The 24,640-nt window shown below is 71.0% G+C and carries 23 protein-coding genes and 1 pseudogene; 12 read left to right on the forward strand and 12 right to left on the reverse strand.

Annotated features, from left to right (window positions below):
• Nucleotides 1-562: TerD family protein (locus tag ABT367_RS31670; RefSeq protein WP_352256731.1), on the reverse strand; the 562-nt coding region annotated here is incomplete at its 3' end.
• Nucleotides 563-913: 351 nt separating this feature from the next.
• On the opposite strand from ABT367_RS31670, the gene ABT367_RS31675 reads away from it, so the two are divergent.
• The 4 genes from ABT367_RS31675 (at nt 914) to ABT367_RS31690 (ending at nt 4,121) form a co-directional block, all read left to right on the forward strand.
• Nucleotides 914-1,912 carry a class I SAM-dependent methyltransferase gene (locus tag ABT367_RS31675; RefSeq protein ID WP_352256712.1) on the forward strand — a complete coding sequence of 333 codons (999 nt, stop codon included), beginning with the start codon at nt 914-916 and terminating at the stop codon, nt 1,910-1,912.
• A 427-nt stretch (nt 1,913-2,339) separates the two neighbouring features.
• Nucleotides 2,340-2,798: a DUF6643 family protein gene (locus tag ABT367_RS31680; RefSeq protein WP_165329607.1), complete on the forward strand. Its 459-nt coding sequence runs from the start codon at nt 2,340-2,342 to the stop codon at nt 2,796-2,798.
• Between the two features lie 70 nt (nt 2,799-2,868).
• A complete protein-coding gene (locus tag ABT367_RS31685) occupies nt 2,869-3,681 on the forward strand; it encodes an MOSC domain-containing protein (protein WP_434975583.1) in 813 nt (270 codons plus the stop codon).
• Between the two features lie 89 nt (nt 3,682-3,770).
• A complete protein-coding gene (locus ABT367_RS31690) occupies nt 3,771-4,121 on the forward strand; it encodes a hypothetical protein (protein ID WP_352256714.1) in 351 nt (116 codons plus the stop codon).
• Nucleotides 4,122-4,203: 82 nt separating this feature from the next.
• Here the strand turns inward: ABT367_RS31690 and ABT367_RS31695 are convergent, their stop codons facing one another.
• On the reverse strand, nt 4,204-4,593 hold the full coding sequence (locus ABT367_RS31695) for a RidA family protein (RefSeq protein ID WP_352256715.1): 390 nt from the start codon (nt 4,591-4,593) through the stop codon (nt 4,204-4,206).
• Between the two features lie 72 nt (nt 4,594-4,665).
• Here ABT367_RS31695 and ABT367_RS31700 point away from each other — a divergent pair, with 72 nt between their 5' ends.
• The 3 genes from ABT367_RS31700 (at nt 4,666) to ABT367_RS31710 (ending at nt 8,944) form a co-directional block, all read left to right on the forward strand.
• Nucleotides 4,666-5,622 carry a LysR family transcriptional regulator gene (locus ABT367_RS31700; protein WP_352256716.1) on the forward strand — a complete coding sequence of 319 codons (957 nt, stop codon included), beginning with the start codon at nt 4,666-4,668 and terminating at the stop codon, nt 5,620-5,622.
• 190 nt (nt 5,623-5,812) lie between these two features.
• Entirely contained in the window at nt 5,813-6,412 is a 600-nt protein-coding gene (locus tag ABT367_RS31705; protein ID WP_352256717.1) for an Rv1733c family protein, read from the forward strand.
• A 138-nt stretch (nt 6,413-6,550) separates the two neighbouring features.
• Nucleotides 6,551-8,944: a right-handed parallel beta-helix repeat-containing protein gene (locus ABT367_RS31710; RefSeq protein ID WP_352256718.1), complete on the forward strand. Its 2,394-nt coding sequence runs from the start codon at nt 6,551-6,553 to the stop codon at nt 8,942-8,944.
• On the opposite strand, the gene ABT367_RS31715 is transcribed toward ABT367_RS31710, so the two are convergent.
• A complete protein-coding gene (locus ABT367_RS31715; RefSeq protein WP_352256732.1) occupies nt 8,914-11,196 on the reverse strand; it encodes a hypothetical protein in 2,283 nt (760 codons plus the stop codon). The genes ABT367_RS31710 and ABT367_RS31715 overlap by 31 nt on opposite strands.
• 300 nt (nt 11,197-11,496) lie before the next feature.
• Here ABT367_RS31715 and ABT367_RS31720 point away from each other — a divergent pair, with 300 nt between their 5' ends.
• From ABT367_RS31720 to ABT367_RS31730, 3 genes are all read left to right on the forward strand, one after another.
• Nucleotides 11,497-12,327 carry a DeoR/GlpR family DNA-binding transcription regulator gene (locus tag ABT367_RS31720; protein ID WP_352256719.1) on the forward strand — a complete coding sequence of 277 codons (831 nt, stop codon included), beginning with the start codon at nt 11,497-11,499 and terminating at the stop codon, nt 12,325-12,327.
• 155 nt (nt 12,328-12,482) lie between these two features.
• On the forward strand, nt 12,483-12,965 hold the full coding sequence (locus ABT367_RS31725; protein WP_352256720.1) for an SRPBCC family protein: 483 nt from the start codon (nt 12,483-12,485) through the stop codon (nt 12,963-12,965).
• Between the two features lie 41 nt (nt 12,966-13,006).
• On the forward strand, nt 13,007-13,546 hold the full coding sequence (locus ABT367_RS31730; protein ID WP_352256721.1) for a YciI family protein: 540 nt from the start codon (nt 13,007-13,009) through the stop codon (nt 13,544-13,546).
• Nucleotides 13,547-13,596: 50 nt separating this feature from the next.
• Here ABT367_RS31730 and ABT367_RS31735 read toward each other — a convergent pair whose 3' ends face one another.
• Nucleotides 13,597-14,694: a PLP-dependent cysteine synthase family protein gene (locus ABT367_RS31735; RefSeq protein WP_352256733.1), complete on the reverse strand. Its 1,098-nt coding sequence runs from the start codon at nt 14,692-14,694 to the stop codon at nt 13,597-13,599.
• Between the two features lie 377 nt (nt 14,695-15,071).
• Here ABT367_RS31735 and ABT367_RS31740 point away from each other — a divergent pair, with 377 nt between their 5' ends.
• Complete coding sequence (locus ABT367_RS31740) at nt 15,072-15,401, forward strand: hypothetical protein (RefSeq protein WP_352256722.1); 330 nt, start codon at nt 15,072-15,074, stop codon at nt 15,399-15,401.
• A gap of 230 nt (nt 15,402-15,631) precedes the next feature.
• Nucleotides 15,632-16,111 (forward strand): ATP-binding protein, encoded by a 480-nt coding sequence (locus ABT367_RS31745; RefSeq protein ID WP_352256723.1) that lies wholly within the window; start codon nt 15,632-15,634, stop codon nt 16,109-16,111.
• 164 nt (nt 16,112-16,275) lie between these two features.
• Here ABT367_RS31745 and ABT367_RS31750 read toward each other — a convergent pair whose 3' ends face one another.
• The 8 genes and pseudogenes from ABT367_RS31750 to ABT367_RS31785 form a co-directional block, all read right to left on the reverse strand.
• Nucleotides 16,276-18,840 (reverse strand): ABC transporter permease, encoded by a 2,565-nt coding sequence (locus tag ABT367_RS31750; RefSeq protein ID WP_352256724.1) that lies wholly within the window; start codon nt 18,838-18,840, stop codon nt 16,276-16,278.
• Nucleotides 18,837-19,607: an ABC transporter ATP-binding protein gene (locus ABT367_RS31755; RefSeq protein ID WP_352256725.1), complete on the reverse strand. Its 771-nt coding sequence runs from the start codon at nt 19,605-19,607 to the stop codon at nt 18,837-18,839. Before ABT367_RS31755 ends, ABT367_RS31750 begins: the two co-directional genes overlap by 4 nt.
• Nucleotides 19,604-19,897 carry an SHOCT domain-containing protein gene (locus tag ABT367_RS31760; RefSeq protein ID WP_352256726.1) on the reverse strand — a complete coding sequence of 98 codons (294 nt, stop codon included), beginning with the start codon at nt 19,895-19,897 and terminating at the stop codon, nt 19,604-19,606. The genes ABT367_RS31755 and ABT367_RS31760 overlap by 4 nt, the downstream gene beginning before the upstream one ends.
• A gap of 323 nt (nt 19,898-20,220) precedes the next feature.
• The gene (locus ABT367_RS31765) at nt 20,221-21,180 is read right to left on the reverse strand and encodes a DUF4073 domain-containing protein (protein WP_352256727.1); all 960 of its coding nucleotides are present in this window, start codon (nt 21,178-21,180) and stop codon (nt 20,221-20,223) included.
• A gap of 129 nt (nt 21,181-21,309) precedes the next feature.
• Entirely contained in the window at nt 21,310-22,320 is a 1,011-nt protein-coding gene (locus ABT367_RS31770; RefSeq protein ID WP_352256728.1) for a LacI family DNA-binding transcriptional regulator, read from the reverse strand.
• 109 nt (nt 22,321-22,429) lie between these two features.
• Entirely contained in the window at nt 22,430-22,834 is a 405-nt protein-coding gene (locus ABT367_RS31775; protein ID WP_352256729.1) for a signal peptidase I, read from the reverse strand.
• Complete coding sequence (locus ABT367_RS31780; protein ID WP_352256730.1) at nt 22,831-24,060, reverse strand: ROK family protein; 1,230 nt, start codon at nt 24,058-24,060, stop codon at nt 22,831-22,833. The genes ABT367_RS31775 and ABT367_RS31780 overlap by 4 nt, the downstream gene beginning before the upstream one ends.
• A gap of 135 nt (nt 24,061-24,195) precedes the next feature.
• Nucleotides 24,196-24,640 (reverse strand): annotated as a pseudogene (locus tag ABT367_RS31785) (translation initiation factor 2); the annotation flags it as partial.

Here is a 24,640-nt window from a genome sequence, read left to right on the forward strand (position 1 = left end):
CGGGCGCGGCCGGGGCGGCCGCGGGTGCGGGCGCCGCCTGCTGGGGCTCGTCGACGGTGATCCCGAAGTCGGTCGCCAGACCCTCGAGCCCGCTGCTGTATCCCTGGCCCACCGCGCGGAACTTCCACGCGCCCTGGCGCCGGTAGAGCTCACCGAGGACGAAGGCCGTCTCGACCGAGGCGTCCGCGCTGTCGTAGCGCGCGATCTGCGCGCCGCTCGCCGCGTCCACGACGCGGATGTGCAGTCCGGGCACCTGTCCGAAGGTGCCGCCGTCGGCCGATGCGGCGATCACGATCGTTTCGATGGCCGGCTCCACCCGCCCGAGGTCCACGCTCAGGCTGTCGACGGTCTGGCCGCCTTCGGCGCGCTTGCCCTCGTACCGCACCGCGCCCGACGTGTGCGCGGCCTGGTTGTAGAAGACGAAGTCCGCGTCGCTGCGCACCTTGCCGCCCGCGAGCAGCAGCGCCGAGGCATCGGCGTCGGGCACACCGGGGCCCGACTGCCAGCCGATCTCGATCCGAACGGCGGGCGCGGGCACCGCAACGTTCGAGCCCTTAGGCATGGACTGCATGGACATTCGTGCCCCCACTAGCGCGTCATCGCGTCGACAAGGTCCCCACCGGCGGGGCCACCGGGCATCGTCGCCGGTGAGACCCCGGATGTTCCCGCACAACTTAGCCCGACCGCCGGGTCCGGCGCCTCCGCTCTTCACGGCAAATTCCCGGCGGGCCCCGGGTTCTCCCACGGCATTCACCGTCGTACGGCGATGCGCCGTTCATGGCGCGTACGCCGGGTCGTCACGGCGCATCCATCCGCGCGCGCGAGCCTGCGACACCCACAAGTGCCTTTCTCCCCCCACCACTTGGCTCCGCCGTTCGACGTTCACCGGTTCCGCGCGAGACATGAGGTCACCATGCCGACCCTCGGCCAGCTCTACCCGCAGCTCGACTCCGTCCAGCTGCCCGAGAACCTTCCGTACACCCAATGCAGCGCCTTCGAACTGCGCTTTCTCTATCTGCTCGGCAAGCATCGGCTGACCGGCGCGCAGGGGGACCTGATCGAACTGGGCTCGGGCGGCGGGGGTTCCACTTACGCCGCGGCACTGGGTCTGAGCGAGAACCCCGAGTTCGAGCGGAGTTCGGCGAAGCTGCACGCGTACGACTTCTTCCGGGTCGGAAAGGGCACTTTCGCCACCGAGAAGTTCTTCGCGGGCGGGAAGGCGCCGGACGGGCAGAGTTCCTTCCTCGAGGACTTCCAAGAAGTCCTCGGACCCTTCCTCGACTTCGTCGAGATACACGCCGGCGACATCTGGGAGACCTCCGACCCGCAGGAGAAGCGGCCCGTCGAGTTCCTCCATGTCGACATCGCCAAGACGGCCCGGGTGTGGACCTGTGTGGCCGAGCGCTTTCTGCCGCGGCTTCGCCCCGGATCGGTGCTGCTGCACCAGGACTTCGCGGGTCCGCGGCTGCCCTGGCTGCACTACAGCACCGGTGCGCTGCTCCCCTACATCGAGCTCGCGGGCCCGCCGATCCGCTCGACCCTGGCCTTCGAGGTCACCGAGCGGATTCCGGACGACGTCCTGCGGGCCATCGCCGAGGACGACTTCAGCATCGAGAAGAAGATCGATCTCATCTCCGCCGTACAGGAACGGATCGACCGCGATCACACGGACGGCATCCCTTTCCGGTCCGTACTGGAACTCGCCAAGGCCTTCGTGCTGCATTACGAGGGTGATCACCGACGGGCCTGGAAGATCGCGGAGCCGCTGACCGACGACGCGTATCTCGCCCGGACCCGCGCCGACCACTTCCGTCAGATCAAGGCCGAACTGCCCGCCCCGGCCCCCGCCGTCCGGCGTTCCACGGTGCGGCGCCGTCTGGGCCGGCTCGCCCGCAAGGTCGGGCTGCGCTAGAAGCCGGCCCCTGGACCCGGGCCCCCTGGTCACGGCGCCAGTTCGGCTCACCGTCCCGGGTGAACTTCCCTGTGCGGTCAAGAGGGCAGCCGGCCACCCGTCGCGCGCCCCCTGCATGCGCCGGGCTCCCGCTCCTCGAGGACGCCGACTCGAACGGATCCGGGCCTTCGCCGCGCCACACGATTCTGCGGCCCGCGCCGCCCAAGTCCGAGGTTGCGCGGGCCGTGCCTGTCCCGTGGCCGGTTCCGCGAAACCAAACTGGACAATTGAGCGACATTTTGACCGTTCGTATGCGTCTTTGAGGCCGCCGAGTTGAGCTCATGGCTCGCAAAGCGAAACGGGTGCGTCAAGTCCTGATGATTTCCACACAAGCCCCACTGATGTCAGGGCTATCCAACCAGCACATCGTGGGCTTAACTTATGTGCCATGACCTCCCCCCGCTCCACCTACGGCGGCGGTTACTACTCCGCGCCGTCCTTCCCGGACACCCCGATCTACGACTCCCTCGTGGCCGAGCGGGGTACGCCGCAGATCGCCCCGATCCGGGTGCCTTCCGCGTACGACACGTCGGGCAGCTACCTGCCCGCCCTGCCGGCCGCGCTTCCCGCGCTGCCGGCCGCCCCTTCGCCGGGGCCCGCACAGCACTCGTACTCCTACGGCCAGCAGCAGGCGCCCCTGCAGCACGCGCCTGCCCCGTACATCCCACAGCAGCCTTCGGTGCAGCGCGGTGGCTACGCCGGCGCGCAGCCGATGCCGCAGCCGCAGCGCCCGGTGGCGGGGTCCGGCTACGAGGCCATGCGGCCGGCCGCCCCGCGGCCCGCACCGGCGCCGGTGCCGTACGAGGACCCGTACTACCGCCAGCATCCTGGCGGCCGCGGTTACTGATCGACCGGCTGCGGGGGCCTCGGAGCGGACTGGCAGGATGGGTGTCATGCCGACCGCGACATCGCATTCGATGACACTGCATTCGATTCATGTGCACCCGTTGAAGGCGGCGCGAGGTTTCGCGCCGCCTTCAGCCGTGGTCGAACCCTGGGGTCTCGCCGGTGACCGGCGCTGGCTCCTGGTCGACACCGACGGTCGGCTGGTCACCCAGCGCGGGCAGCGTCAACTGGCTCTGGTGGAGCCGGAATTGACGACCGGCGGCGTGACGTTCACCGCGCCCGGCCGCCCTGCGCTGTCCGTCACCGTTCCCGAGTCCAAGGAGACCGTGACGGTGGGGGTGTGGCAGGACAAGATCGAGGCCGTGCTGGCGGACGATGAGGCGCACGCCTGGTTCAGCGACTACCTGCACACCGACGTCCGGCTGGTCCATCTCGACGATCCGGCCACCCGGCGGCCCATCGACCCCGAGTACGCCGAGCCCGGCGAGACGGTGTCGTTCGCGGACGGCTATCCGCTGCTGCTCACCACGCTCGCCTCGCTCGACGCCCTCAACTCACTGATCGCTCAAGGCGATCACGCCGACGAGGGTCCGCTGCCGATGAACCGTTTCCGCCCCAACGTGGTCATCGCGGGCACCGCCCCGTGGGCCGAGGACGACTTCCGGCGGGTCGCGATCGGGGAGGCCGTCTTCCGGGTCGCGAAGCCCTGTGGGCGTTGTGTCGTGACGACCACGAACCAGACGACCGCCGAACGCGGCAAGGAGCCGCTGCGCACGCTGGCCCGCCACCGCCGCTTCGACGACGAACTCGTCTTCGGCCAGAACCTGATCCCCGAGACCACCGGCACCATCCGCATCGGCGATGCGGTGCGGCTGCTCGACTGAGCCTGTACGTCAACGCTTCGCCCCTCGTCGGATGACGAGGGGCCTCCGCGCCCACCGGCTCGGTCGGGTCTGCGACTAGGGTGTCGAGGATGCCGCTTGTCGAAGTGACCTATGCGCCCACGGTGCCCGAGCCCCGGCTGCGTGAACTCGGCGAAGTACTGCCGCACCTGGTGTCTCTGGCTGTGGAGTGCGCCGAGGAGCCCTATGACGGCGATCTGCAACCCGGTGATGTCGAGATCCGCTTCCGGCCGCTCGGCCCGCTGGACCGCAGCGGCCTGGCGGTGGTGATCGAGATCAAGTCGAAGTGGACCGCCGACAGGGAAGCCGACCGCCAAGAGCGCGTGGATGAGCTGCATGCGGGCATCCACGCGGCAACCGGACTCGACGACTTCGGCGTCTACCTGTCGTTGCCGAGCGCCGCCTGGTCTCAGGGGGACTGATCACTCCCGTCCGACGGCGTCAGCGCGAGCATCACGCCGCCGGAAGGAATGACGACGCCCTCGTCGGCCACCGGGCAGCAGGTCAGCCGGCCTTCCGGCGGGCGTACACCTCGATTTCGATCTTCATCCTGGGGTCGGCGAGACCGCACATCAGCATGGTGGCGGCCGGGCGGATCTCGCCGAAGCAGCGGCGCAGAACCGGCCAGCAGGGCTCGAAGTCCTCGCGGTCGGGCAGCAGATAACGCACCCGCACCACGTCGGCGAACGTGCACTGCGCCTCGGTCAGTGCGGCCTCGATGTTGCGCAGGCACTGCTCGGCCTGCTCGACCACATCGTCGGAGATCGTCATCGTCGCGTAGTCGAATCCGGTCGTCCCGGACACATGCACCCAGTCGCCGTCGACCACGGCACGGGCATAGCCGATCCGTTCCTCGAAGGACGAACCACTGAGGATCGCGCGTCGCTCTGTCATGCGCCGAACGCTAAGCGGCCGGCCCCCATACGTCTAATACGTCCCTGCGGATGCTCTGATATCTCTAGGCGTATGGAGCGCCCCGAACTCCCCCTGCCTCAACTGCACGCCTTCATCGTCCTCGCGGAGGAACTCCACTTCGGCCACGCGGCCGCCCGGCTCGGCATCGCACAGCCGCCGCTGAGCCAGCAGATCCGCCGCCTCGAGGACAAGGTCGGCCACGCGTTGTTCACCCGGTCTTCCGGTGGTGTCGCCCTGACCCCGGCCGGCCGTGAACTCCTGCCTGCCGCACGGCAGTCACTCACCGCCCTCGCCGACGGGCTGTCCGCGGCCAGGGACGCCGGCAGCGGCCGCGCAGGCACGCTGCGGATCGGCTTCGCGGCCTCGCTCGCCCTGACGGTCCTGCCCGGTCTGCTGCGCACGTATCGCGACCGGTTCCCCGGCGTGCGGCTCGACATCCACGAGATGACCACCGCACCGCAGCTCGCCGCCCTGCACGAGGGGAGCATCGACGTCGGTCTGGTGCGCGAACCCCCGGCCGACGAACCGCAGCTCGGCTTCAGGACGGTGCTCAGCGAACCCTTCGTGGCCGTGCTGCCCTCGACCCATCCCCTGGCCGCCCAACGGACGGTACGAGTGGAGCAGTTGGCGGACTCCCCGTTCGTACTCCTGCCCCGCGCCGTCGGCCCGGCCTTGCACGACCGGATCATCGCTCTGTGCACCGCGGCAGGGTTCACCCCCGAGGTGGTCCAGCGCGCGGTGGAGTGGCAGACCGTGTGCGCGCTCGTGGAGACCGGTCTCGGTGTCTGTCTGGCGCCCGCTAGCATCCGGCGCATCCGCCTCGAGGGCGTCGCGTTCCGAAGGATCGCGCCCGGCACCGCCCGCACACACGTGGCCGTCGCCTGGCGCGCGAACGACCACAATCCGCTGGTCACCCACCTGTTGGAGACCTTCGGTCAGGATCCGTCGGGCCGGCCCCGGCACGGGCGACGAGCCGCTCGGCCCTCCACGGACAGCCGCGAAGCCTGACCCCGCTCTGGGAAACCGCAGCGCGACGGGGGAGAATCACAGGCAGCGCGAATGCCCCGCGGCCGTGGCGCGCCCGAGGCGATCAAAAGGGGCGCCATCGCAGGGATGACGCCGTCCGTTATGGGCACCTGTTGTACTGAACCGTCCCGTGCCGTCACCGCGGACACGGAAGGGGTGCGCAGTGTTGCAAATGATCACAGGACTGTGGCGCTGGCGGGGCAATCCGCTGCGCCGCGCGACCGACGCCCTGGAGGCCTGGGTCGCACTGTCCGCATTGCTCGCCATGCTCCTTGTGGCACCACTCGTCGGGGCCGCTGTCGGGGCATCGAGCAGTGCGGCGCTCAACCGTGCAGTACAAGTTCAGCATGACTCCCGGCATCGTGTACAGGCGACGGTAGACAAAATCTCCGGGCACTACCGCGTCGATCCCGACCCCGAGACCTCGAGCCATCAGGACACCGGTGCCCGCGTCCAGGCCGACTGGCAGGCTCCGGACGGCACCTGGCAGCACGGCTCCGTGGCCAGCGGCAGGGCCCACCCGCAGGTCGGCGAAGCGTTCACCCTCTGGGTCGACGACCAGGGCAGGCCCGTCGCACCGCCCATGGCCTCAGGCACCGCCGGTGTCCATGCCGCGCTCGCCGGAATCGGTGCGGCCGGTCTCACGGTCGGCCTGATCGAGGGGCTGCGCCGGCTCGCCGTCTGGTCGATGCTGCGCCGCCGTTACGCCCAGTGGGACACCGAGTGGGCGAAGGCGGGCCCCGACTGGGGGCGTACCGGTACCGGCAGTTGAGGCCGCCGGCCACGCTCGGCGACGGAGGTTCCTCGTCACGGTGACGACCTGGCCGACCGGTCAATGCGGTCGTCGCGCGCACGCTACGGTGGTGCGTCAGACGCGACGAATACGCAGAGGTGGGGGCTAAGCAGCGCCATGGCTCAGGGCACGGTCCAGGTCACGCACACCGGCACGTCGCGGTGGCGGCGCCGCACCGGCGAGTACGCCTCCCTCGCCGCCGCACTGGAGGCGGCGGGCGACGGCGATGTCCTGACCGTCGCCCCCGGCACGTATCGCGAGAACCTGGTGGTGCTGCGGGCCGTGACCCTGCGCGGGCCCGAGGGCTCGCCCGGTTCGGTGCGGCTCGCGCCCGCGGACGGGGTGCCGTTGACGGTCCGGGCCTCCGCCGTCGTACAGGATCTGCAGCTCGAAGGGCAGGACGCGGCGGCCCCCGCGCTGCTCGTGGAGGACGGGGCGCCCCAGCTCGCGGATCTGCGGATCGTGACGCGCTCGGCGAGCGGCCTCGAAGTGCGCGGCGGCGCGCGGCCCACCGTGCGGCGCTGCACCGTCGACAATCCGGCCGGCATCGGGATCGCCGTACTCGACGGTGGCGGCGGGGTGTTCGAGGAGTGCGAGGTCGTGGCTGCCGGGCAGACCGGTGTCGTGGTGCGCGGTGGTGCGCACCCGCGGCTCGAGCGCTGCCGGGTGCACCAAGCATCGGGCGCGGGCCTGAGCGTCACCGGGGAGAACTCGGCGCTCGAGGCGCTGGGTTGCGAGGTGTACGAGATCAAGGGCGCGGGCGTCCAGGTCACTTCACGGGCCACGGCGCATCTCACGGACTGCGATGTGCACCGCACCACCGCCGACGGGATCACGCTCGACACGGACGCGGTACTGACCCTCTCCGACTGCCGGTTGCACGACATCCCGGAGAACGCGGTGGATCTGCGCTCGCGTTCGGTGCTGACCCTCACGCGCTCCACGGTGAGCCGCTTCGGACGCAACGGCCTTTCGGTGTGGGATCCGGGCACCCGCGTGGACGCCAACCAGTGTGAGATCCACGACAGTACGGGCGACTATCCGGCGGTCTGGGTCAGCGACGGCGCCACCGCGGTGCTCGACGCGTGCCGCGTCCACGATGTGCCGGATGCCTTGTTCGTCCTGGACCGCGGCTCGCGCGTGGACGTGGTCGACTCCGATCTCTCCCAAGTACGCAACACCGCCGTGTCGGTGAGCGACGGCGCCACCGCCCAGCTCGACGACTGCCGGATCCGGGAGGCGGCGACCGGCGCCTGGTTCCGTGACCACGGCAGCGGCGGCACGCTGTCCGGCTGCACCATCGACGCGGCGCAGACCGGCGTGATCGTCACCAAGGGAGCCGATCCCTCGATCGAACGCTGCACGGTGACCTCGCCCGCGGAGGCGGGCTTCTACGTGTCGGCCGAGGGCCGCGGTTCGTTCCACGGCTGCCGTGTGACGGGCAGTGGCGGCTACGGCTTCCATGTGCTCGACGGCTGCCGTACGACGCTGCGCAAATGCCGTACGGAGCGATGCGCGCGCGGCGGTTACGAGTTCGCGGAGGACGGTCCGCAGGTCGAGGACTGCACCAGCGACGAGAGCACGGTCACCCGCCCTGTCGTCCAGGAGACGGCGGTGCAGACGGCCACGCAGACCGTCGGGCTGCTCGGGACGATCCCGGGGCAGCGCAGCACGGAGCAGGAGCCGTCGCCGGTGCCGGTGCGCACGTCGAACGCCGTGCTCGGTGAACTCGACAAGCTGGTGGGCCTGGAGAGCGTCAAGCGGGAGGTGCGGGCGCTCACCGACATGATCGAGGTCGGCCGCAAGCGTCAGCAGGCGGGCCTCAAAGCGGCTTCCGCGCGCCGGCATCTGGTGTTCACGGGCTCTCCCGGAACCGGCAAGACCACGGTCGCGCGGTTGTACGGGGAGATCCTGGCCGCGCTCGGTGTCCTGGACAAGGGCCATCTCGTCGAGGTGTCCCGGGTCGATCTGGTCGGCGAACACATCGGCTCGACCGCGATCCGTACCCAGGAGGCCTTCGAGAAGGCCCGCGGCGGTGTGCTGTTCATCGACGAGGCCTACGCCCTGTCCCCCGAGGACTCGGGGCGCGACTTCGGACGCGAGGCGATCGACACCCTGGTGAAGCTGATGGAGGACCACCGCGAGGCGGTCGTCGTGATCGTCGCGGGCTACACGGCCGAGATGGAGCGCTTCCTGTCCGTCAACCCCGGTGTGGCCTCGCGCTTTTCGCGCACCATCACCTTCGGCGACTACTCCCCCGAGGAGCTGCTCAGCATCGTGGAGCAGCAGGCCGAGGAGCACGAGTACCGGCTCGCGCCCCACACGGGCGAGGCGCTGCTCAAGTACTTCACGGTGCTGCCGAAGGGTCCGGCGTTCGGCAACGGCCGTACCGCGCGCCAGACCTTCGAGGCGATGGTGGAACGGCATGCGGGCCGGGTCGCCCAGCTCGCCGAGGTGGACACGGACGACCTGACCCTGCTCTACCCGGAGGATCTGCCCGAACTGCCCTGAGATCCCTCGGAGTCGGGCCCGGGCTGGGACGGGACCGCGCCGAGCCCCTGGGTCACGGCGGGCCGCAACCGCTGGAGCAGCTCCTCGCGCTCCTCGTCGAAGGCCGGGTCGGCCTGGTATTCGGAGTGCCCGAGGATCGGCGCGGGCAGCGGATGCGTCTGTGTACGCCCGTACGCCAAGGGGTCCTTGAGCGGAGGATGGTCGACGGCCGGACCGCACTCGCCTTCGAGGCCGATCGGTCCGCCGATGGGGTCGGTGGGCCGGTGCAGATTGCGCCAGCAGTCGACTTCGCGGTGCAGCGCGGTGAGCGCGGCGGGTCCGAAGTGTGCGGGGAACCACCGCCCGTAGAGCCGTTGCAGCGGTGAGCCGTAGGTCAGCAGCCCCACGCCCTTGCGGACCGCCGGGCTCAACTGCCAGGCGGCAGCGGCCGCGAGGACACTGCCCTGGGAATGCCCGGAGATGATCAGGCGGCCTTCGGTCTGCTGTGTCCAGGTGGCCATGCGCCAGGTCAGATCCGGCACCGCGCGCTCCGCGTAGCACGGCGGCGCGAACGGGTGCGCGGCCCGTGGCCAGAACGTGCCGACGTCCCACAGGATGCCGATGGTGCGCCGCGCGGAGGCATCACGGTAGGCGCGCCGGCCCCAGGTGACGAACAGTATGAAACCGAAGCCGATCAGCCAGGATCCGAGCGCCTGCGCGGTCTGAGCTGCCCCGCCGATGAACCCGGGAGCGCCGGCCGCCGCCACTCCGGGCACCTCACCGGTGGTCCACGCCCCGATCAGGGCGCCGGCGCCGAGCATCAGCGTTATGGCCGCGACGCAGCCGATGAGCACCGGTGCACTGTCGGTGAGCGCGGCGGTCGCGCGCACCCGGGCGATCTTCCGGGTACGGGGCTCGTGCGGCCGCTCCCCCGCGTACTCCCGCTCCACCCGGGCCTGTTCGAGACGCCGGCGGCGCACCGTCCGCACGCCGAAGACCAGGACGAGCAGCAGCACCACGACGAGAAGCAGCGGAATCATGGCGGCCTGCCAGGACAGCAGAACCGGAGGGCCCGGCAGCGGAGCGTCGGCGTCGCCCGGGGTGGCCGACCCGTCCAGCCAGTCGCCTACACGCTGGGCCACGCCGCCCGACATCACCCCGCCGAGCGCGCAGGCCAGCATCGCCACACAGGGGCCGCCCAGGCCGCGCAGGGCTGTGCTCGCCAACGGATCGCTGCGGTACAGGACGGTCGCGACGACGGCGAGCGCAAGGACGAGGAGCCCCTGCACCAGCGTGATCCCGCCGAAGGTCTGGTCGCCGGGAAGCCGGCCGGACGAGACCCAGTCGGGTCGGTCCCACCCCGCGTACACGAGACAGAGGGCGAGGACGGCGAGCGAGGCGAGCGGCAGGACGGTGACGACCATGCGGTCGAGATGCGCGTCCACGGTCGTGTCCTTGCGGCCTCGGCGGCACAGCACATACACGACGATCAGGCCGCCCGCGATCAGGACGCCTTCGAGTACCCGGCCCGCACCGTCGAGCAGCGCGGGTCCGCCGGCCTCGCGGTCGTGGCGGGCCGCGGAAGTGGCGACCGCCGCGGCGACCGTGAGCAGTCCGGCCGCGGTGTGCGCGGCGCGCAGCCGGGCCACGAACGGGCGGCCGTACCAGAAGCCGGGCCGGGAGAGGGCGCTGCGGTGCGTGTCCTCCTCCTGTTCCTGCTGCTGCGGATACGGCTGCGCCGACTCGTACGCGCTCCAGGTGCGATGCGAGAGGTACCAGAGCAGTCCGGTGAGCGCGGCGGGCACGAGCGCGGCGAGTGCGAGCCGGCGTCCGGGCTGGCTCCACCAGCCGCCACCGGACACCTCGGGTGAGAGGAATCCCAGCCATGCGCGGTCGTCGGCGCAGGACGGGGTGCCCGCGCACTGCCAGGCCGTCAGATCGAGCGCGACCTCGCAGGCCGCGGCGACCAGGAGCACGGTCAGGGTGAGCCCGACGAGCCGGACCAGGACCCCGTACACGCGGATGGTGCGCCTGCGCCCGCGGGAGCTCGGGCGCATCCAGTGCGCGAGGTTGGCCACCATGAACGGCAGCAGGAGCAGCCACAGGGCGCGGGCGCCGTTGCCTGAGGTCAGGCCGCACCAGACGTAGGCCTCGGCGACGGGTTTGTCCCGGTAGTCCTCGGGGCGCTGTTCGGCGTCCGCGTCATCGGTGCGGCGGTATATGGCCGCGGTGTCGTCACCGGTGATCCGCACGGTGCGCGGGTCACCGAGCATCTTCTCGGGTGTGGCCCCGCCCACTCCGTGGACGAGCAGTTCAAGAGCGGTCTTCTCCGCCGTGGCACGCTGCACCGGTCAGCAGCTCCCCCGTGAGTCACCTACGTACTGAGTGAACGTGTGCGAGATCAGGATCCCGCCACCACCGGCCCGTGTGCACCCCTCGTCACGGAATCTCCCCGCCGTGTACGGTTCCGTTCCCTCCCTCGGACCGCAGGGACGCGAACACGGTGTCACGTGCAAAGATGAGGGCTCTTTCGCCCGAGGGGCGACGCGACGGCAACAGGAGTGGGAGCGGGCGTGAGCGAGAACCAGAACCTCCTCGCGGAACAGCGCCGCGCCCTGATCCTCGACGAGGTCAGGCGCCGCGGCGGGGTGCGCGTCAACGAACTGACGCGCAAGCTCGGTGTCTCCGACATGACGGTGCGCCGCGACCTGGACGCGCTGGCCCGCCAGGGTGTCCTGGAGAAGGTGCACGGCGGCGCGGTGCCGGTGGTCGAGGCGTCCACGCACGAGCCCGGGTTCGAGGCCAAGTCGGGGCTCGAGCTCAGCGCCAAGGAGGACATCGCGCGCTCGGCCGCCGAACTCGTGGCGCCCGGCAGCGCGATCGCCCTGTCCGGCGGTACGACCACCTTCGCGCTGGCGCACCGGCTGCTCGACGTCCCGGATCTGACCGTGGTCACCAACTCGGTGCGGGTGGCCGACGTGTTCCACGCGGCGCAGCGCAGCGGCGGCCAGGGGCAGGGTGCGGCGACGGTGGTGCTGACCGGTGGCGTGCGCACTCCGTCGGACTCGCTGGTGGGGCCGGTCGCGGATCAGGCGATCGGGACGCTCCACTTCGATCTCCTCTTCCTCGGCGTGCACGGCATCTCCATCGAGGCGGGACTGTCCACGCCGAACCTCGCCGAGGCCGAGACCAACCGCCGCCTGGTGCAGTCCGCGCGCCGTGTCGTGGTGGTCGCGGACCACACCAAGTGGGGCACGGTGGGCCTGAGTTCCTTCGCGCAGCTGGAGCAGGTCGACACCTGGGTGACGGATGCGGGTCTGCCCGGCGAGGTGCGCGAGGAGATCGCGGACCGGGTACAGCGGCTCGTGGTCGCGGGCAAGGACTCCGAAGAGCCGCGGAGCTGAACCACCGGGCGAGCCAGGCCAGTTGCTGTCCGTGAACTGCGCCGTGGCCGACCGATCAGCGCGAGCGGTCCTTCCGAAGCTGACGCACCCTCAGCTATGGTGTCCGGGCCCGGCCGACGGGCGCTGAGCTGCTGGATTCAACTGGGGGGATTGCCATGGCACGCCGACTGAGCCCGGTGGGGCTCGACTTTCTCGAGGTGGCGCCCGTACGTCTGGTGTTCGCGCGCGAGATCAGCGCGACGCCCGCCGAGGCGTACCACGCGATAGCCGAGGAAGTGGAGTCCCTGCCCACGTGGTTCCGGTCGGTCAAGCGTGCCGTTCCGCACGACGAGGGCGCGCGGCGCACCGTTCAACTGGCGGGCGGTATCCGCTTCGAGGAGACCATCCTCGCCAAGGAGCCCGACGAGGTGTACGCGTACCGCGTGGACGAGACCAACGCGCCGGGCGTGCGTCATCTCGTCGAGGAGTGGCGGATCACTCCGGCCAGGACGGGCAGCCGTGTCCAGTGGACGTTCGCCGTGGACGGCGCGGCTCCACTGCGCGCGTTCTTCAAGATCGCGTCGCCGGGGCTCGGCACGGCGTTCCGCGGGGCGGTGTCCTCGCTCGACAAGCAGCTCACCAAGGCACGCACTTCGTAGCCGGTCGCGGAGCGACGCAGCTTCCCCGGTACCTTCTGCGCATGCTGTTCTACGTACAGGCCGAAGACGCACCGGATGTCCAGGACCGGATGATCGCGCAGGGCGAGGCGCACTGGTCATATATGGACCGCTTCGCCGACCGGCTCGTGCTGCGCGGCCCGACGCTCTCGGAGGACGGCGAGGAGCACACCGGCAGCGTGCATGTCGTGGAGGTGGCGGACCGCGCCGCCGCCGAGCGATTCGCGACGCGGGAGCCGTACTGGATCAGTGGCCTGTACCGGGAGTTCACCGCGGACCGCATCATCGTGCGGGAGCAGGGCGGGATCAGCCGCGACGAGGACGCGACGCTGGTGACGGCCCGGTGGAGCGCACGGCCGCTCGACGCGACCGAACCGAAGCCGCCCCAAGGCGCGTTGGGCTTCTTCGGCCTGCTCGTCGATGACGAGGGCGTACGCTCCACCGGCTGCGTCGCCGTCGTACGCACCCTCGTGGACAAGGAAGTTCAGGTCGTTGTCGACGAGATCGCGGGCGAGGGTGTGACGGTCACGGCGCGGCGCTGGTGCCGGGGTGGACGCTCCTGAGCACTTGTCCGCCGCGGGGTCCAGCGGGGCCAGTCGACTGACCCGTCGCGTCAGCCGGGCCAGATCCCCGTCTCCAGGAAGGACTCGATGGCCGCGCTGTACGGGCCGATGTCCAGGCCCTGTTCGGCGAGCCAGCTGTCCGAGTAGTACTTGTCGAGGTAGCGGTCGCCCGGGTCGCAGATGAGGGTGACGACGCTGCCCTTCTCCCCCGCGGCGACCATCTCGGCGATGATCTTCAGCGCGCTCCACAGACCGGTGCCGGTGGAGCCGCCCGCCTTGCGGCCGATCGCCGACTCGAGGGCTCGTACGGCCGCGACACTCGCCGCGTCGGGGACCTTCATCATGCGGTCGATCGCTCCCGGCACGAAGCTGGGTTCCATGCGCGGGCGGCCGATTCCCTCGATACGGGAGCCGCAGTCGCTGGTGCAGCCCGGGTCGCCGTTCAGCCAGCCCTCGAAGAAACAGGAGTTCTCCGGATCCGGTACGCAGATCCGGGTGTCGTGCTGCATGTAGTGCACATAGCGCGCGATCGTGGCCGAGGTGCCGCCGGTGCCCGCCGTCGCCACGATCCAGGCCGGCTCCGGGTAGCGCTCCAACCTCAGCTGCTGGTAGATCGATTCGGCGATGTTGTTGTTCCCGCGCCAGTCGGTGGCCCGCTCCGCGTACGTGAACTGGTCCATGTAGTGGCCGCCGGTGCGCTCCGCGAGCGCGGCCGCCTCCTCGTACATGGCGCGCGAGTCGTCCACGAAGTGGCACTGCCCGCCGTGGAATTCGATGAGTCGGCACTTCTCGGCGCTCGTCGTACGCGGCATCACCGCGATGAACGGCACCCCGATCAGCTTCGCGAAGTACGCCTCCGACACGGCGGTCGACCCGCTCGACGCCTCGATCACAGGGGCGTCGGGGCGGATCCAGCCGTTGCACAGTCCGTAGAGGAACAGCGAACGGGCCAGGCGGTGCTTGAGACTTCCCGTCGGATGGGTCGACTCGTCCTTGAGGTACAGGTCGATGCCCCACTGCTCCGGCAGCGGGAAGCGCAGCAGATGGGTGTCGGCGCTGCGATTCGCGTCCGCCTGCACCTTGCGCACGGCCTCTTTCAGCCAGCGCCGGTAGGCGAGATCGCTGCGGTCCACGTCGACGGTGGACATCACCGCTGAGGTCTGAGGCTTCTCCACCGTGCTCACCGCGGACGCTCCCTTGGTTGCCGAATACCTGCCGGATCTCCCGGCAGGCCCTTCCGGCCCGCTGAAAACGTCTCGGCGAAGCCGTTGCTCCGCCTCAAGCATAGACATCCAACCCACGCTTCTCACCTGCACAAACGCAGCTTTGGGGAGCCCAAAGGCACCCTTGGGGCGCCCAGTTCGCACGCCCGTCACGCGCAACCGGGGCACAGGTGTGCGACGTCCTGAGGGGCACTGGTGCTCGAGCCGTATCGCGGGCAGACTGCCAGCACCGTCCCCCGGCGGCGAGCCGTTCGCGGCGGGGGCGGACCACGGCGGTTGCGGACAGCTTGGGGGCGAGCTTCATGGCGGAGACGGAGTTTCGGGCCACAGGCGTGCGGATCGGCCGGCGGCTGCGCTCGCTCACCCGGGCCGGGCAGGTGCGTATCACGGGCGGCCGCCTGGAATTGCTGACGAGCAGCGGGCGCGAGATCGACAGCGCGCCCCTGACCGAGGTGAGCGCCGGTCAGCCCTGGTTCGTGCCCGAGGACAAGGCTCTCGCCACCGTCAACGGCACCCGCTATTCGCTCACGCTCGGTGAGCGCGACCCGGCTCCCGGCGAGCCGGGACCGCCCGCCGCGAGCCGCTTCATCGAGGCCGTGCGCCAGGCCACCGGCCGCTTCAAGCGCAGCTGACCCGCGGGGCCGACGGGGTCGCGCCCCGCCGTGTGACCTCGCGGTACGTCACGCAAGTTGCACAGCCGTATCCCCTGGGTCACCCTGGACTCACCTCACTACTCAGGGTTCAACGGCGGTCACGCTGCGACCCAGCCACCGCCCAGCAGGCAGCCACTGTGGGACATCCGGAGGCGACTTCGGATGCGTCAGCCGTCTTCTTCCGGACCTCAATTCGGGGAGTCGCAGCCGTGATCAGCCAGCCAAGCAGGCACTGCGCGGTGGAGCTCCAGGCCCTGCCGTCGCGGATCGGGCAAGTCCGCAGAATCGTCTCGGCGCAGCTGCGCTACTGGCATCTCGATCCTCTGATCGACTGTGCCGCGCTCGCCGTCACCGAGTTGCTCACCAACGTCCACCGGCATGCCGAGCCGGACAAGATGTGCACGGTCGAGATCGAGCTGCTGCTCGACCACCTCACGGTCTCCGTGCACGACCACGACCCCCGTATGCCGCAGATCCGCACCGCCGATCCGCTGGCCACCTGCGGACGCGGGCTCGCGATGGTCGCGGCCGTCAGCGAGAGCTGGGGTGTACGGCCGCAGGGCCCGGCGGGCAAGACCGTGTGGTTCACGCTGCCGGCCCCGTCCCCGGCGGTGGCGCTCCCGGCGTACCCGATGCACGGCGCGATCCCCTTCACCGAGACTCCCGCCCGGCCGGCCGTGGTGGGCTGACCGGGCGGTGATCTTTTTCTTGTACGGGGTGGGTGCGCCCTCCTCCGTAACGGTTGGGAGCATCGCCTCCGTACGGGTTCGAAGCACTCTGCTCCGTACGGGGTAACGGCGCCCTGCCTCCAAGCGGAGGGAGCGCCGTCAGCCGCTGTGCAGGTGGTGCGCGGTCACTCCGCGGCGATGGCCCGCAGCACGTTCAGCCTTGCCGCCCGCCGGGCAGGTCGGAGGCCGGCCACCGCGCCCGCGGCGAGGCCCACCAGGGCCACCACCGTCAGCTGGAGCGGCGGCAGGGCGAAGGCGAACGCGCTGTCGCTCGCGCCGTCCGAGGCCTTGACCAGGATCCAGCCGAGGAAGCCGCCGAGCGCGAGCCCGCCCGCGGTACCGAACGCGGCGACCAGGACCGACTCCCAGCGGACCATCGCCCGCAGCTGCGCGCGGGTCTGGCCCACGGAGCGCAACAGGCCCAGTTCGCGGGTGCGTTCGTGCACGGACAGGGTCAGGGTGTTGGCGATGCCGAGCAGCGCGATCAGGACCGCCAGCGCGAGCAGGGCGTAGACCAGGGTGAGCATCATGTCGATGCCGCCGGCCGCCGACTGCGCGTACTCGTCCCGGGTCTGGACCTCGGGACCGCCGTACGCGGCCGCCGCCTTCTCGACCGCCGCGTGTCCGTCGGACGCGCTCACACCGTCCTTGAAGGTCACCGCGATCAGAGTGTCGGAGTCCTGTGCGCGGTGCGGGGCCCAGGCCTCACGGGTGATCACGTAGTCGCCCGCGAGTTCGGACCGGTCGAAGACGGCCCGTACGGTGAAGGATTCCTTCTTGCCGTCGGTGAAGGTCAGTCGGGCCGTGTCGCCGACGGTGAGACCCCGCTTGCCGGCCTCGTCGCGGGCGATCGCCAGTCCGTCGCGGCCCAGGCTCCGCAGCGAGCCGTCGACGGTGCCGAGGTCGAAGCCCTTGGCCAGGTCCACCGGGTCCGTCACGGTCAACTGGCGTCCGGCGCCGTCGACTTCGGCCACCCCCCTGCCCAGGCCCACGGAGTTGTCGACCTCGGGGAGCTCGGCGATGGCGGGTGCGAGCCGGGGGCTGAGGCCGCTGCCGCCCGCGCCGAAGGCCGGCACGCTCACGGCGACATCGCCCGCGAAGGAACGGGACACGGTCTGGTCCATGGTCGCCTTGAGGGACGCGGCGAACACGGTGAACAGACCGACGACCGCGACCCCGATCATCAGCGCACTCGCGGTGGCCGCGGTCCGCTTGGGGCTGCGCAGGGCGTTGCGGCGGGCGAGGCCTCCGGTGACTCCGCGCAGCCGGTCGAGGGGTCCGCCGAGGATCCGTACGGCGCGGCTGGACGCGACCGGCCCGAGGACCACGAAGGCGACCAGGGCCAGCACCGCTCCCGTACCGGCCAGCCACAGCGAGGGGCTGACGAGGACACCGACGAGCGTGATCGCCAGCGCCAGGACGCTCAGCGCACCGCCTGCGACCGCACGCCGGCGCGAGGCTCCGGAGTCGTCGACCTGGCTCTCGCGCAGGGCGGCGAGCGGCGCGGTGCGTCCCGCCCGTACGGCCGGCAGGAGCGCGGAACCGAGGCAGACCACGATGCCCACGATCAGCGGCAGTGCCATCGAGAGGGCCTTGATGACCAAGTCGCCCTCGGGGAACGGGAATCCGATCGCCGGGAACAGGGCCTGCAGCCCGGCCGCGATGCCGATCCCGCCGAGCAGTCCGGCCGCGGAGGCGGCCACGGCGACGACGGCCGCCTCGACGAGGGTGGCTCCGAGGACCTGCTGACGCGAGGCGCCGAGCGCGCGGAGCAGTGCGTTCTCACGGGTGCGCTGGGCGACGACGATCGCGAAGGTGTTGTGGATGGAGAAGGTCGCGACCAGGAGGGCGATGCCGCTGAAGACGAGCAGGAAGGTGGTGAACAGGTCGAGGAACTGCCCGGAGATCATGTCCGTGTTCTCCTCGGCGGACGCCTGGCCCGTGATGGCCTCGACGCCCTGAGGCAGCACGGGAGTCAGCGCGTCGACGAGCTGCTGCTGGCTCACGTCGGGCCCCGCACGGACCGAAATGGTCGCCGCCTCACCGGGGTTGGGGGTGAGGTACCTCTCCGCGTCGGCCTGCGTCATGCCCGTGAAGGTCACCTGCGCCATCCCGTCCGCGCCGCCGAACGTCGCGAGGCCCACGACGGTCACCTTCACCGGGTCGGGGGTGCGCAGCGTCGTCGTATCGCCGATCTTCAGATCGCCGCTCTTCGCCGCGCCGCGGTTGATCACGACCTCGCCGGACTTCTGCGGGGCGCGGCCTTCCGCGAGTTGGTACGGGTTGAGCTCGGGGTCGGCGATCCAGTTGCCGGCCAGGGTGGGCGGACCCGCGCCGCCGATCGGGTCGCCGTTCTTGCCGACGAGCTGACCGGCGCCCTGGATGCCGGGCGCGACGGCGGCCACACCCGGCACCTTCTCGATGCGGTCCACGAGCGCGGTGTCCACCGGGCTGCGCACTCCCTGGCTCTCGCCGGGTGTGGTGATGGTGTCGGCGCTGCGCACGACCGCGTCGGTGCCGCCGGCCGCGTTGCCGAACATCGAGCCGAAGCTGGCCTTGAGGGTGTCGCCCATCACGAGGGTGCCCGCGAGGAAGGCGACGCCCAGCAGGACGGCGGTGAACGTGCCGGCGAAGCGGCGCTTGTGGGCGCGGAGCGAGGAGAGGCTGATCCGCGCCGTGGCCGTGTTCATGACGGTCCTCCCTGCCCCTTGGTACGACTGTCAAAGGCCTTCATACGGTCGAGGACCTTGTCGGCGGTCGGCGCGGCCATCCGGTCGACGAGCCGGCCGTCGGCGAGGAAGACCACCTCGTCGGCGTGGGCGGCAGCCACCGGGTCATGCGTGACCATCACCACGGTGCGGCCCATCCGGTGCACCGCCCGGCCGAGCAGCCCGAGGACCTCTTCGCCCGCGCGGGAGTCGAGGTTGCCGGTCGGCTCGTCGGCGAAGACGACGTCGGGCTGACCGGCGAACGCCCGTGCCACGGCGACGCGTTGCTGCTGTCCGCCGGAGAGTTCGGTCGGGCGGTGGTGCAGCCGGTCGCCGAGGCCGACCACATCGACCAGGGCGTCGATCCACTCACGGTCGGGCCTGCCGCCCGCGAGGTCGATCGGCAGCGTGATGTTCTCGGCCACGGTGAGGGTCGGCAGCAGGTTGTACGCCTGGAACACGAACCCCACACGGTCGCGTCGCAACAGAGTGAGCCGCTTGTCGTCGAGGGCCCCGAGCTCCGTATCGCCGATGAACGCGGAACCGGAGCTGAGCGTGTCGAGGCCGGCGGCGCAGTGCATGAGCGTGGACTTGCCGGAGCCCGAGGGCCCCATGATCGCGGTGAAGCGGCCGGCCGTGAAGTCGACGCTCACCCCGTCAAGGGCCCTCACCTCGGTGTCGCCGATGCCGTACACCTTCACGGCGTCGACGACCCGCGCGGCGGTGGCGGTCAGGGTCGCGGTGCTCATGCCGCACCGCCCTTGCGGCCTTCGCGGAGCCCGAACTCCTCGTTCAGGACGGTCAGCCGCCGCCAGTACTCGTCCTCGTCGATCTCGCCGGAGGCGAAGCGGTGGCCGAGCACGCTGATCGGGCTCTGCGCGTCGGGGCGCTCACGCCACGGCCCCCGCGGTCCGCGTCCGCGCCAGACGGTGCGGCGCAGGAGCGTGATCCCGCCGATCACGACGGCCGCCCAGATCAGCGGGAAGAGCAGGATCCACGGGCCGGGCCCGCCGTCGCCGAAGTGCGCCAGGGTCTGCATCCGAACCATCTCCTCGGTGAGGTCTCATTGCTTCTCGATGCTTTGAGACTCGCTCCTGGAGGGGGTCCGGGTCGTCGTACGGACAGCGGCTGTCCGGCTGCTCCCCCGGGAGTACGCGGGGGCCCGGGCTGCGGCGGGATCGCCTCTGCCGGTGGTCGCCTGGCTGATGGGGGACCGCGTCCGTCCGCCTGCCACGGGAGTACGGCGAGCGGAGCCCTGCCTGCGTTGCCCGCCCACCGCGCAGGTCGTCGGGCGCACGCGAGCCGCTCCGAGGGCTGTCCGCGGGGACATCCCTCGGAGCGGCTCGTTGTCCCTGCCGCAACTCAGACCGGCAGAGTACGGATCACTCTGTTGCGCCGAAGGTCGCGGGATTCGATGGTGAGCCTGCCGTCCGTGCCCTTCAGGACTCGCAGGCCCTGCGACTCGGCACCGCTGATCGCCTTCTCGCCACCGTTGCCGTCGGGACCGTAAAGGGTCTGGATGAAGCCGGTGTTGACCACGGTGAAGCCGGCCGGGTCTCCGCCCTCGACGATCTTCCGGGCGGCCCAGTCGCTGCGGCCGAGGTCCCAGTGGGTGTGGCCGGAGAAGAAGATGACGTTGGGGTGCCGGCCGAGGATGGTCAGCAGGTCGGTCTCGTCCACGAAGTCCTGGTCGTAGAAGCCCGCCTTGTCGTCCCCGACGGTGCCGGACACGGTGCCCGGCAGTACGTGGTGACTGAAGATGAGCACGTACGGCTCGGCGGACAGCTCGTTCAGAGTGGAGTCCAGCCAGCTCAACTGGGATGCGCCGAGCGTCACGAACGGCGGGCTCGTGCCGTTGACGGCCGGAGCGGTGGTGCCGATGAAGAGCAACGGCAGCCCGGCCGCGGTCGTCCGGAAGTACACATCGGGCATGCCTGTGTACTCCAGGAACCGCTTGACCTGGGTGTCGAACGGGTCGGAGTTGTACTGCTCATGGTTGCCCAGCGCGGCCAGTACCCGCTCGGGGTGGGGGTGGTCGGCAAGGGTGCCGTAGAGATCCTCGTACTGCTGCACGGTGCCCTGCGCCACCAAGTCGCCGGCGATGACCAGAGCCTCCGACGCGCCGAGGCCGGACAGGGTGTCCAGCGCCTTGCCGAAGTCGGCGAGATCGCCCTGGATGTCGCTGATGACATCCAGGGCGGCAGCGGGCGCTTGCGGCTTCTTGACGGCGGCGGCTTCGGCGGCGGTCAGTCCGCCGAGCGGCACGGTGGCCAGTGTGAGCCCACCCGCCGTGAGGAGCGTTCTCCGAGTGAGGGGAGTCATGGGGCGCAACGTAACCGGCGAGACTTATGCGGTCCTTGGACAGGCGGGTGCGGGACCTTGGACATTCCTGGCCGGAGACCCGGCCAAGGGTCCACGCGGTAACTCCTTTACCCCAAAAGGGCGTTGCCCCTACGCCGACTCGCGCACCACAAGACGGGGCGTGAAGAGCACGTTCGGCTCCGGAACATCGTCTTGCCGCAGCCGGGCGAGCAGCAGGAGCGCTGCCTCGCGGCCCATGTCTTCGAGGGGCTGGTGGATCGAGGTGAGAGGAGGGTCGGCGGCCGCGGCGACCCAGGTGTCGTCGAAGCCCACGACGGCGACATCGTCCGGAACCGACCGTCCGGACTCGCGCAGTACGTCCAGTGCGGCGGCGGCCATGAGGTCGTTCGCCGCGAACAGCGCGTCGAACTGCTCGTCGGCCGCGAGGAGTTGCCGCATGGCCTCCTCGCCGGAGACGCGCGAGAAGTCGCCGTGCGCGACCGGCCCGTGGGCCAGCCCGGCCTCGTCGAGCACGGCGCGAAAGCCGTGCCAGCGGTCGATGCTGGCGCGGATGCTGAGCGGTCCCGTGATGACGGCGATGCGCCGACGGCCGCGCTCGATCAGATGGTGCGCGGCGAGGCGTCCGCCGGCCACGTTGTCGACATCGACGCCGTACGCCGGTGTGTAGCCGGCGGGCGCACCCACCAGCACCGTGGGTACGGCGCTCGCGTCGAGCCTGCCGAGCAGCGGATCGCCCTCGTGCAGCGAACTGAGCAGCACACCGTCCACGTGGCGCGCGCTGAGGAACGCGGTGAGCTGGGCGTGTTCCTGCCGGGACTGCGCGATGGCCAGCAGGAGCTGGATCCCTTCGGCGGCGAGCGCCGCGGACGCGCCACGCACGAGGGGCGAGTAGAACGGGTCCTCCCAGAACCCGCGGTCGTCGGTCACCGCCGCGACGAACGCCACGGTGTCCGTGCGCTGGCGCACCAGGGCGCGGGCGGCCGAGTTGGGGACGTAGCCGAGTTCCTCGACGGCGCGCAGCACGGCTGCGCGGGACTCCGGGCTGACAGGACCGGATCCGTTGATCACCCGCGAGGCCGTGCCCCGTCCGACCCTCGCCCGTGCCGCGACCGCCTCGAGCGTCGGTCTGTGCTCCTTCATCCGCCAGCCACCTCCCCGGGCCGCACCACTCGCCACTGTTGATCTCAAGCTAATCCGTAAGGCGCTCCGAGGACGGCCCGTCCCGCAAAGTGGGCCGAGTGGACTCGGTTCAGTCGGCGGGCGGTGGGTCCACCCGGTAGCCGGGGACGGACGGCCAGCGCACTGTCAGGACGACCGATTCCTCCTCCGCGTACCAGGAGTGGTCGACGCCCTTGCCCCACAGGACGTACTCGCCCTGCTCCGCGAGCACCACGTCGCGGCCGGGGAATTCCATCCGGAAGCGGCCGCTGATCAGGACCAGGAGTGCCGTGCGGATCTCTCCCGTGGCCCATTCCGCGCGCCGGTCACCCGGCGGATGGACGCCCCACTTGATCTCCAGCTCGGCGCAGTGCCGGGGGTCGGCCGGGTCTTTGAAGTGGCCGAGGAGCCAGCCGCGGTCGAGCGCGGCGTCACGGTCGGCCCGGCCCATGTACACGCCGTCCGCGACCTCGTGGAACGCCTCGTGCCCGCTCATGCGAGAACCCCCATCGGGTCGTCGAGGACCGGTTGCCAGGCCAACTCGGCAGCTCCGACCAGGGAGTTGTGGTCGAGCGTGCAGGCCAGGATGGGAACTCCCCCGCTGCGGCCCCACAGGCTGCGGTCGGCGACCACCGCGCGCAGCCGGTCGGGGTCGGCGTCCAGGAGGGCGCGGTGCAGGCCGCCGAGGATGATGCGGTCGGGGTTGAGGATGTTGACCAGGCCCGCGAGTCCGAGGCCCAGGCGGTCGATCATCTCCTCCGCCGCCATACGGACCCGTGGCTCGGCGTACGCGTCGCGCAGCAGGTCGGTGGACTGCTGAAGGAGCGACACCTCGGGGCCGGGCTCGCGGCCCGCCGCCATGAGGAAGGCGAGCGGGTCGGCCTCGACGTCCAGGCAGCCGCGGCTGCCGCAGTGGCAGGGCCGGCCCTCGGGGTTGACGGTGAGGTGGCCGACTTCGAGTGCGAGGCCCGAACTGCCCGTGTGCAGTCGGCCGTCGAGCACAAGCGCGCCGCCGACCCCGCGGTGGCCGGTGGCGACGCACAGCAGGTGGGCTGCGCCGCGGCCCGCGCCGTGGCGGTGTTCGGCGAGCGCGGCGAGGTTGACGTCGTTGCCGGTGAAGGCCCGCACGTCCAGGCCCGCGGCCGCGATCCGCTCGGCGAAGATCCGCCGTACGGGCGCGCCGACCGGCCAGGCGAGGTGCAGCGGATTGAGCGCGAGTCCCTCGGGGTCCTCGACGGCGGAGGGAACGGCCAGACCGGCGCCCGCGCATCTGCGGCCGGAGGTCTCGAGCAATTCGGCTCCGGCGTCCACCACCGCGCTGATCACCTGTACGGGATCGGCGTCGACGCTCTCGCAGCCGGGCGTCGTCGCGACGATCCGGCCGCCGAGCCCGACCAGCGCGGCACGGTAGCCGTCGGCGTGCACCTGCGCGGCGAGTACGACGGGGCCGTCCTCGGCGACGGTGAGCCGGTGCGAGGGCCGGCCCTGCGAACCACCGGCCGCACCGGGCTCGACGGTGATCAGCCCGAGCGCTTCGAGTTCCGCGGCGACGACTCCGGCGGTGGCCCGGGTGACCCCCAGTTCGGCGGTGAGCACGGAACGGGTCGGGGCACGCCCCGTATGCACCAACTCCAATGCCGGGCCGAGCGCTCCGCGCCCTCGGTCCAGCCGGGAACGCGCGGATCCTGACCGCACTTCACTGGGCGCCGCCTTGCCGTTCATGGCGCCGAGTCTCCCATGATCCGCCGGGGGTTCAGCGGCAGGTTCCCTCACGTTCTCGCTCAGCGTTCGAGTTCCCTGACCCTCAAGGTGAGGTTGAGACTCGGGCGGAGGGAGCCTCGGGTGACGGACCGGTGATCATGACAGGAGGTTCCACATCACGGCTGGGGGCAGGGCGGGGTTGGCCGCGGCGTGTGGGCCCAGTTCCGCGTCGTCCAGGAGCGCCGTCAGGCTGGGCGCGGGCAGTCGTGGATGTGCGGCTGCCCCGGCGCGGACGGTGGCATCCGTGTCGTGGGTGAGCCGCTCGGCCGCGTCGGGGGCCAAGTCGGGGTCCAGGAGGGCCAGATGGCGCTCGGCAGGCGTGTCCGCGGTCGCGAAGCGCCTGCCGAGGCCCGCGGCCGGGAAGTTCGGGTGCTCGGTGAGCAGGTCGCGATGGTGGTCGGGGCCGGGGTAGGTCAGGTAGCAGTCGAGGAGCAGGTCGGGCGGGGCTGCCGGGTGGTGGTGGGCGAGCCGAAGGCGTACGCCTGCGTCGTCGTCCTGCGCGAGCAGGGTGACCAGTTCGGTGGGCAGGGCGGGGTCGGTG

The sequence above is a fragment of the Streptomyces mesophilus genome, from assembly GCF_040300965.1.
In the GTDB taxonomy this organism is placed as follows: Bacteria; Actinomycetota; Actinomycetes; order Streptomycetales; family Streptomycetaceae; genus Streptomyces; species Streptomyces mesophilus_A.

Bases quoted from the DNA above. Each gene is read 5' to 3' on its own strand.
- ABT367_RS31780 (WP_352256730.1), bottom strand. From the start codon at position 24,060: ATGAACGGCAAGGCGGCGCCCAGTGAAGTGCGGTCAGGATCCGCGCGT.
- ABT367_RS31740 (WP_352256722.1), top strand. From the start codon at position 15,072: ATGGCGGAGACGGAGTTTCGGGCCACAGGCGTGCGGATCGGCCGGCGG.
- ABT367_RS31690 (WP_352256714.1), top strand. From the start codon at position 3,771: ATGCCGCTTGTCGAAGTGACCTATGCGCCCACGGTGCCCGAGCCCCGG.
- ABT367_RS31750 (WP_352256724.1), bottom strand. From the start codon at position 18,840: ATGAACACGGCCACGGCGCGGATCAGCCTCTCCTCGCTCCGCGCCCAC.
- ABT367_RS31675 (WP_352256712.1), top strand. From the start codon at position 914: ATGCCGACCCTCGGCCAGCTCTACCCGCAGCTCGACTCCGTCCAGCTG.
- ABT367_RS31710 (WP_352256718.1), top strand. From the start codon at position 6,551: ATGGCTCAGGGCACGGTCCAGGTCACGCACACCGGCACGTCGCGGTGG.
- ABT367_RS31695 (WP_352256715.1), bottom strand. From the start codon at position 4,593: ATGACAGAGCGACGCGCGATCCTCAGTGGTTCGTCCTTCGAGGAACGG.
- ABT367_RS31775 (WP_352256729.1), bottom strand. From the start codon at position 22,834: ATGAGCGGGCACGAGGCGTTCCACGAGGTCGCGGACGGCGTGTACATG.
- ABT367_RS31755 (WP_352256725.1), bottom strand. From the start codon at position 19,607: ATGAGCACCGCGACCCTGACCGCCACCGCCGCGCGGGTCGTCGACGCC.
- ABT367_RS31725 (WP_352256720.1), top strand. From the start codon at position 12,483: ATGGCACGCCGACTGAGCCCGGTGGGGCTCGACTTTCTCGAGGTGGCG.
- ABT367_RS31685 (WP_434975583.1), top strand. From the start codon at position 2,869: ATGACACTGCATTCGATTCATGTGCACCCGTTGAAGGCGGCGCGAGGT.
- ABT367_RS31680 (WP_165329607.1), top strand. From the start codon at position 2,340: ATGACCTCCCCCCGCTCCACCTACGGCGGCGGTTACTACTCCGCGCCG.
- ABT367_RS31760 (WP_352256726.1), bottom strand. From the start codon at position 19,897: ATGCAGACCCTGGCGCACTTCGGCGACGGCGGGCCCGGCCCGTGGATC.
- ABT367_RS31705 (WP_352256717.1), top strand. From the start codon at position 5,813: ATGATCACAGGACTGTGGCGCTGGCGGGGCAATCCGCTGCGCCGCGCG.
- ABT367_RS31735 (WP_352256733.1), bottom strand. From the start codon at position 14,694: ATGTCCACCGTCGACGTGGACCGCAGCGATCTCGCCTACCGGCGCTGG.
- ABT367_RS31765 (WP_352256727.1), bottom strand. From the start codon at position 21,180: ATGACTCCCCTCACTCGGAGAACGCTCCTCACGGCGGGTGGGCTCACA.
- ABT367_RS31770 (WP_352256728.1), bottom strand. From the start codon at position 22,320: ATGAAGGAGCACAGACCGACGCTCGAGGCGGTCGCGGCACGGGCGAGG.
- ABT367_RS31715 (WP_352256732.1), bottom strand. From the start codon at position 11,196: ATGCTCGGTGACCCGCGCACCGTGCGGATCACCGGTGACGACACCGCG.
- ABT367_RS31730 (WP_352256721.1), top strand. From the start codon at position 13,007: ATGCTGTTCTACGTACAGGCCGAAGACGCACCGGATGTCCAGGACCGG.
- ABT367_RS31700 (WP_352256716.1), top strand. From the start codon at position 4,666: ATGGAGCGCCCCGAACTCCCCCTGCCTCAACTGCACGCCTTCATCGTC.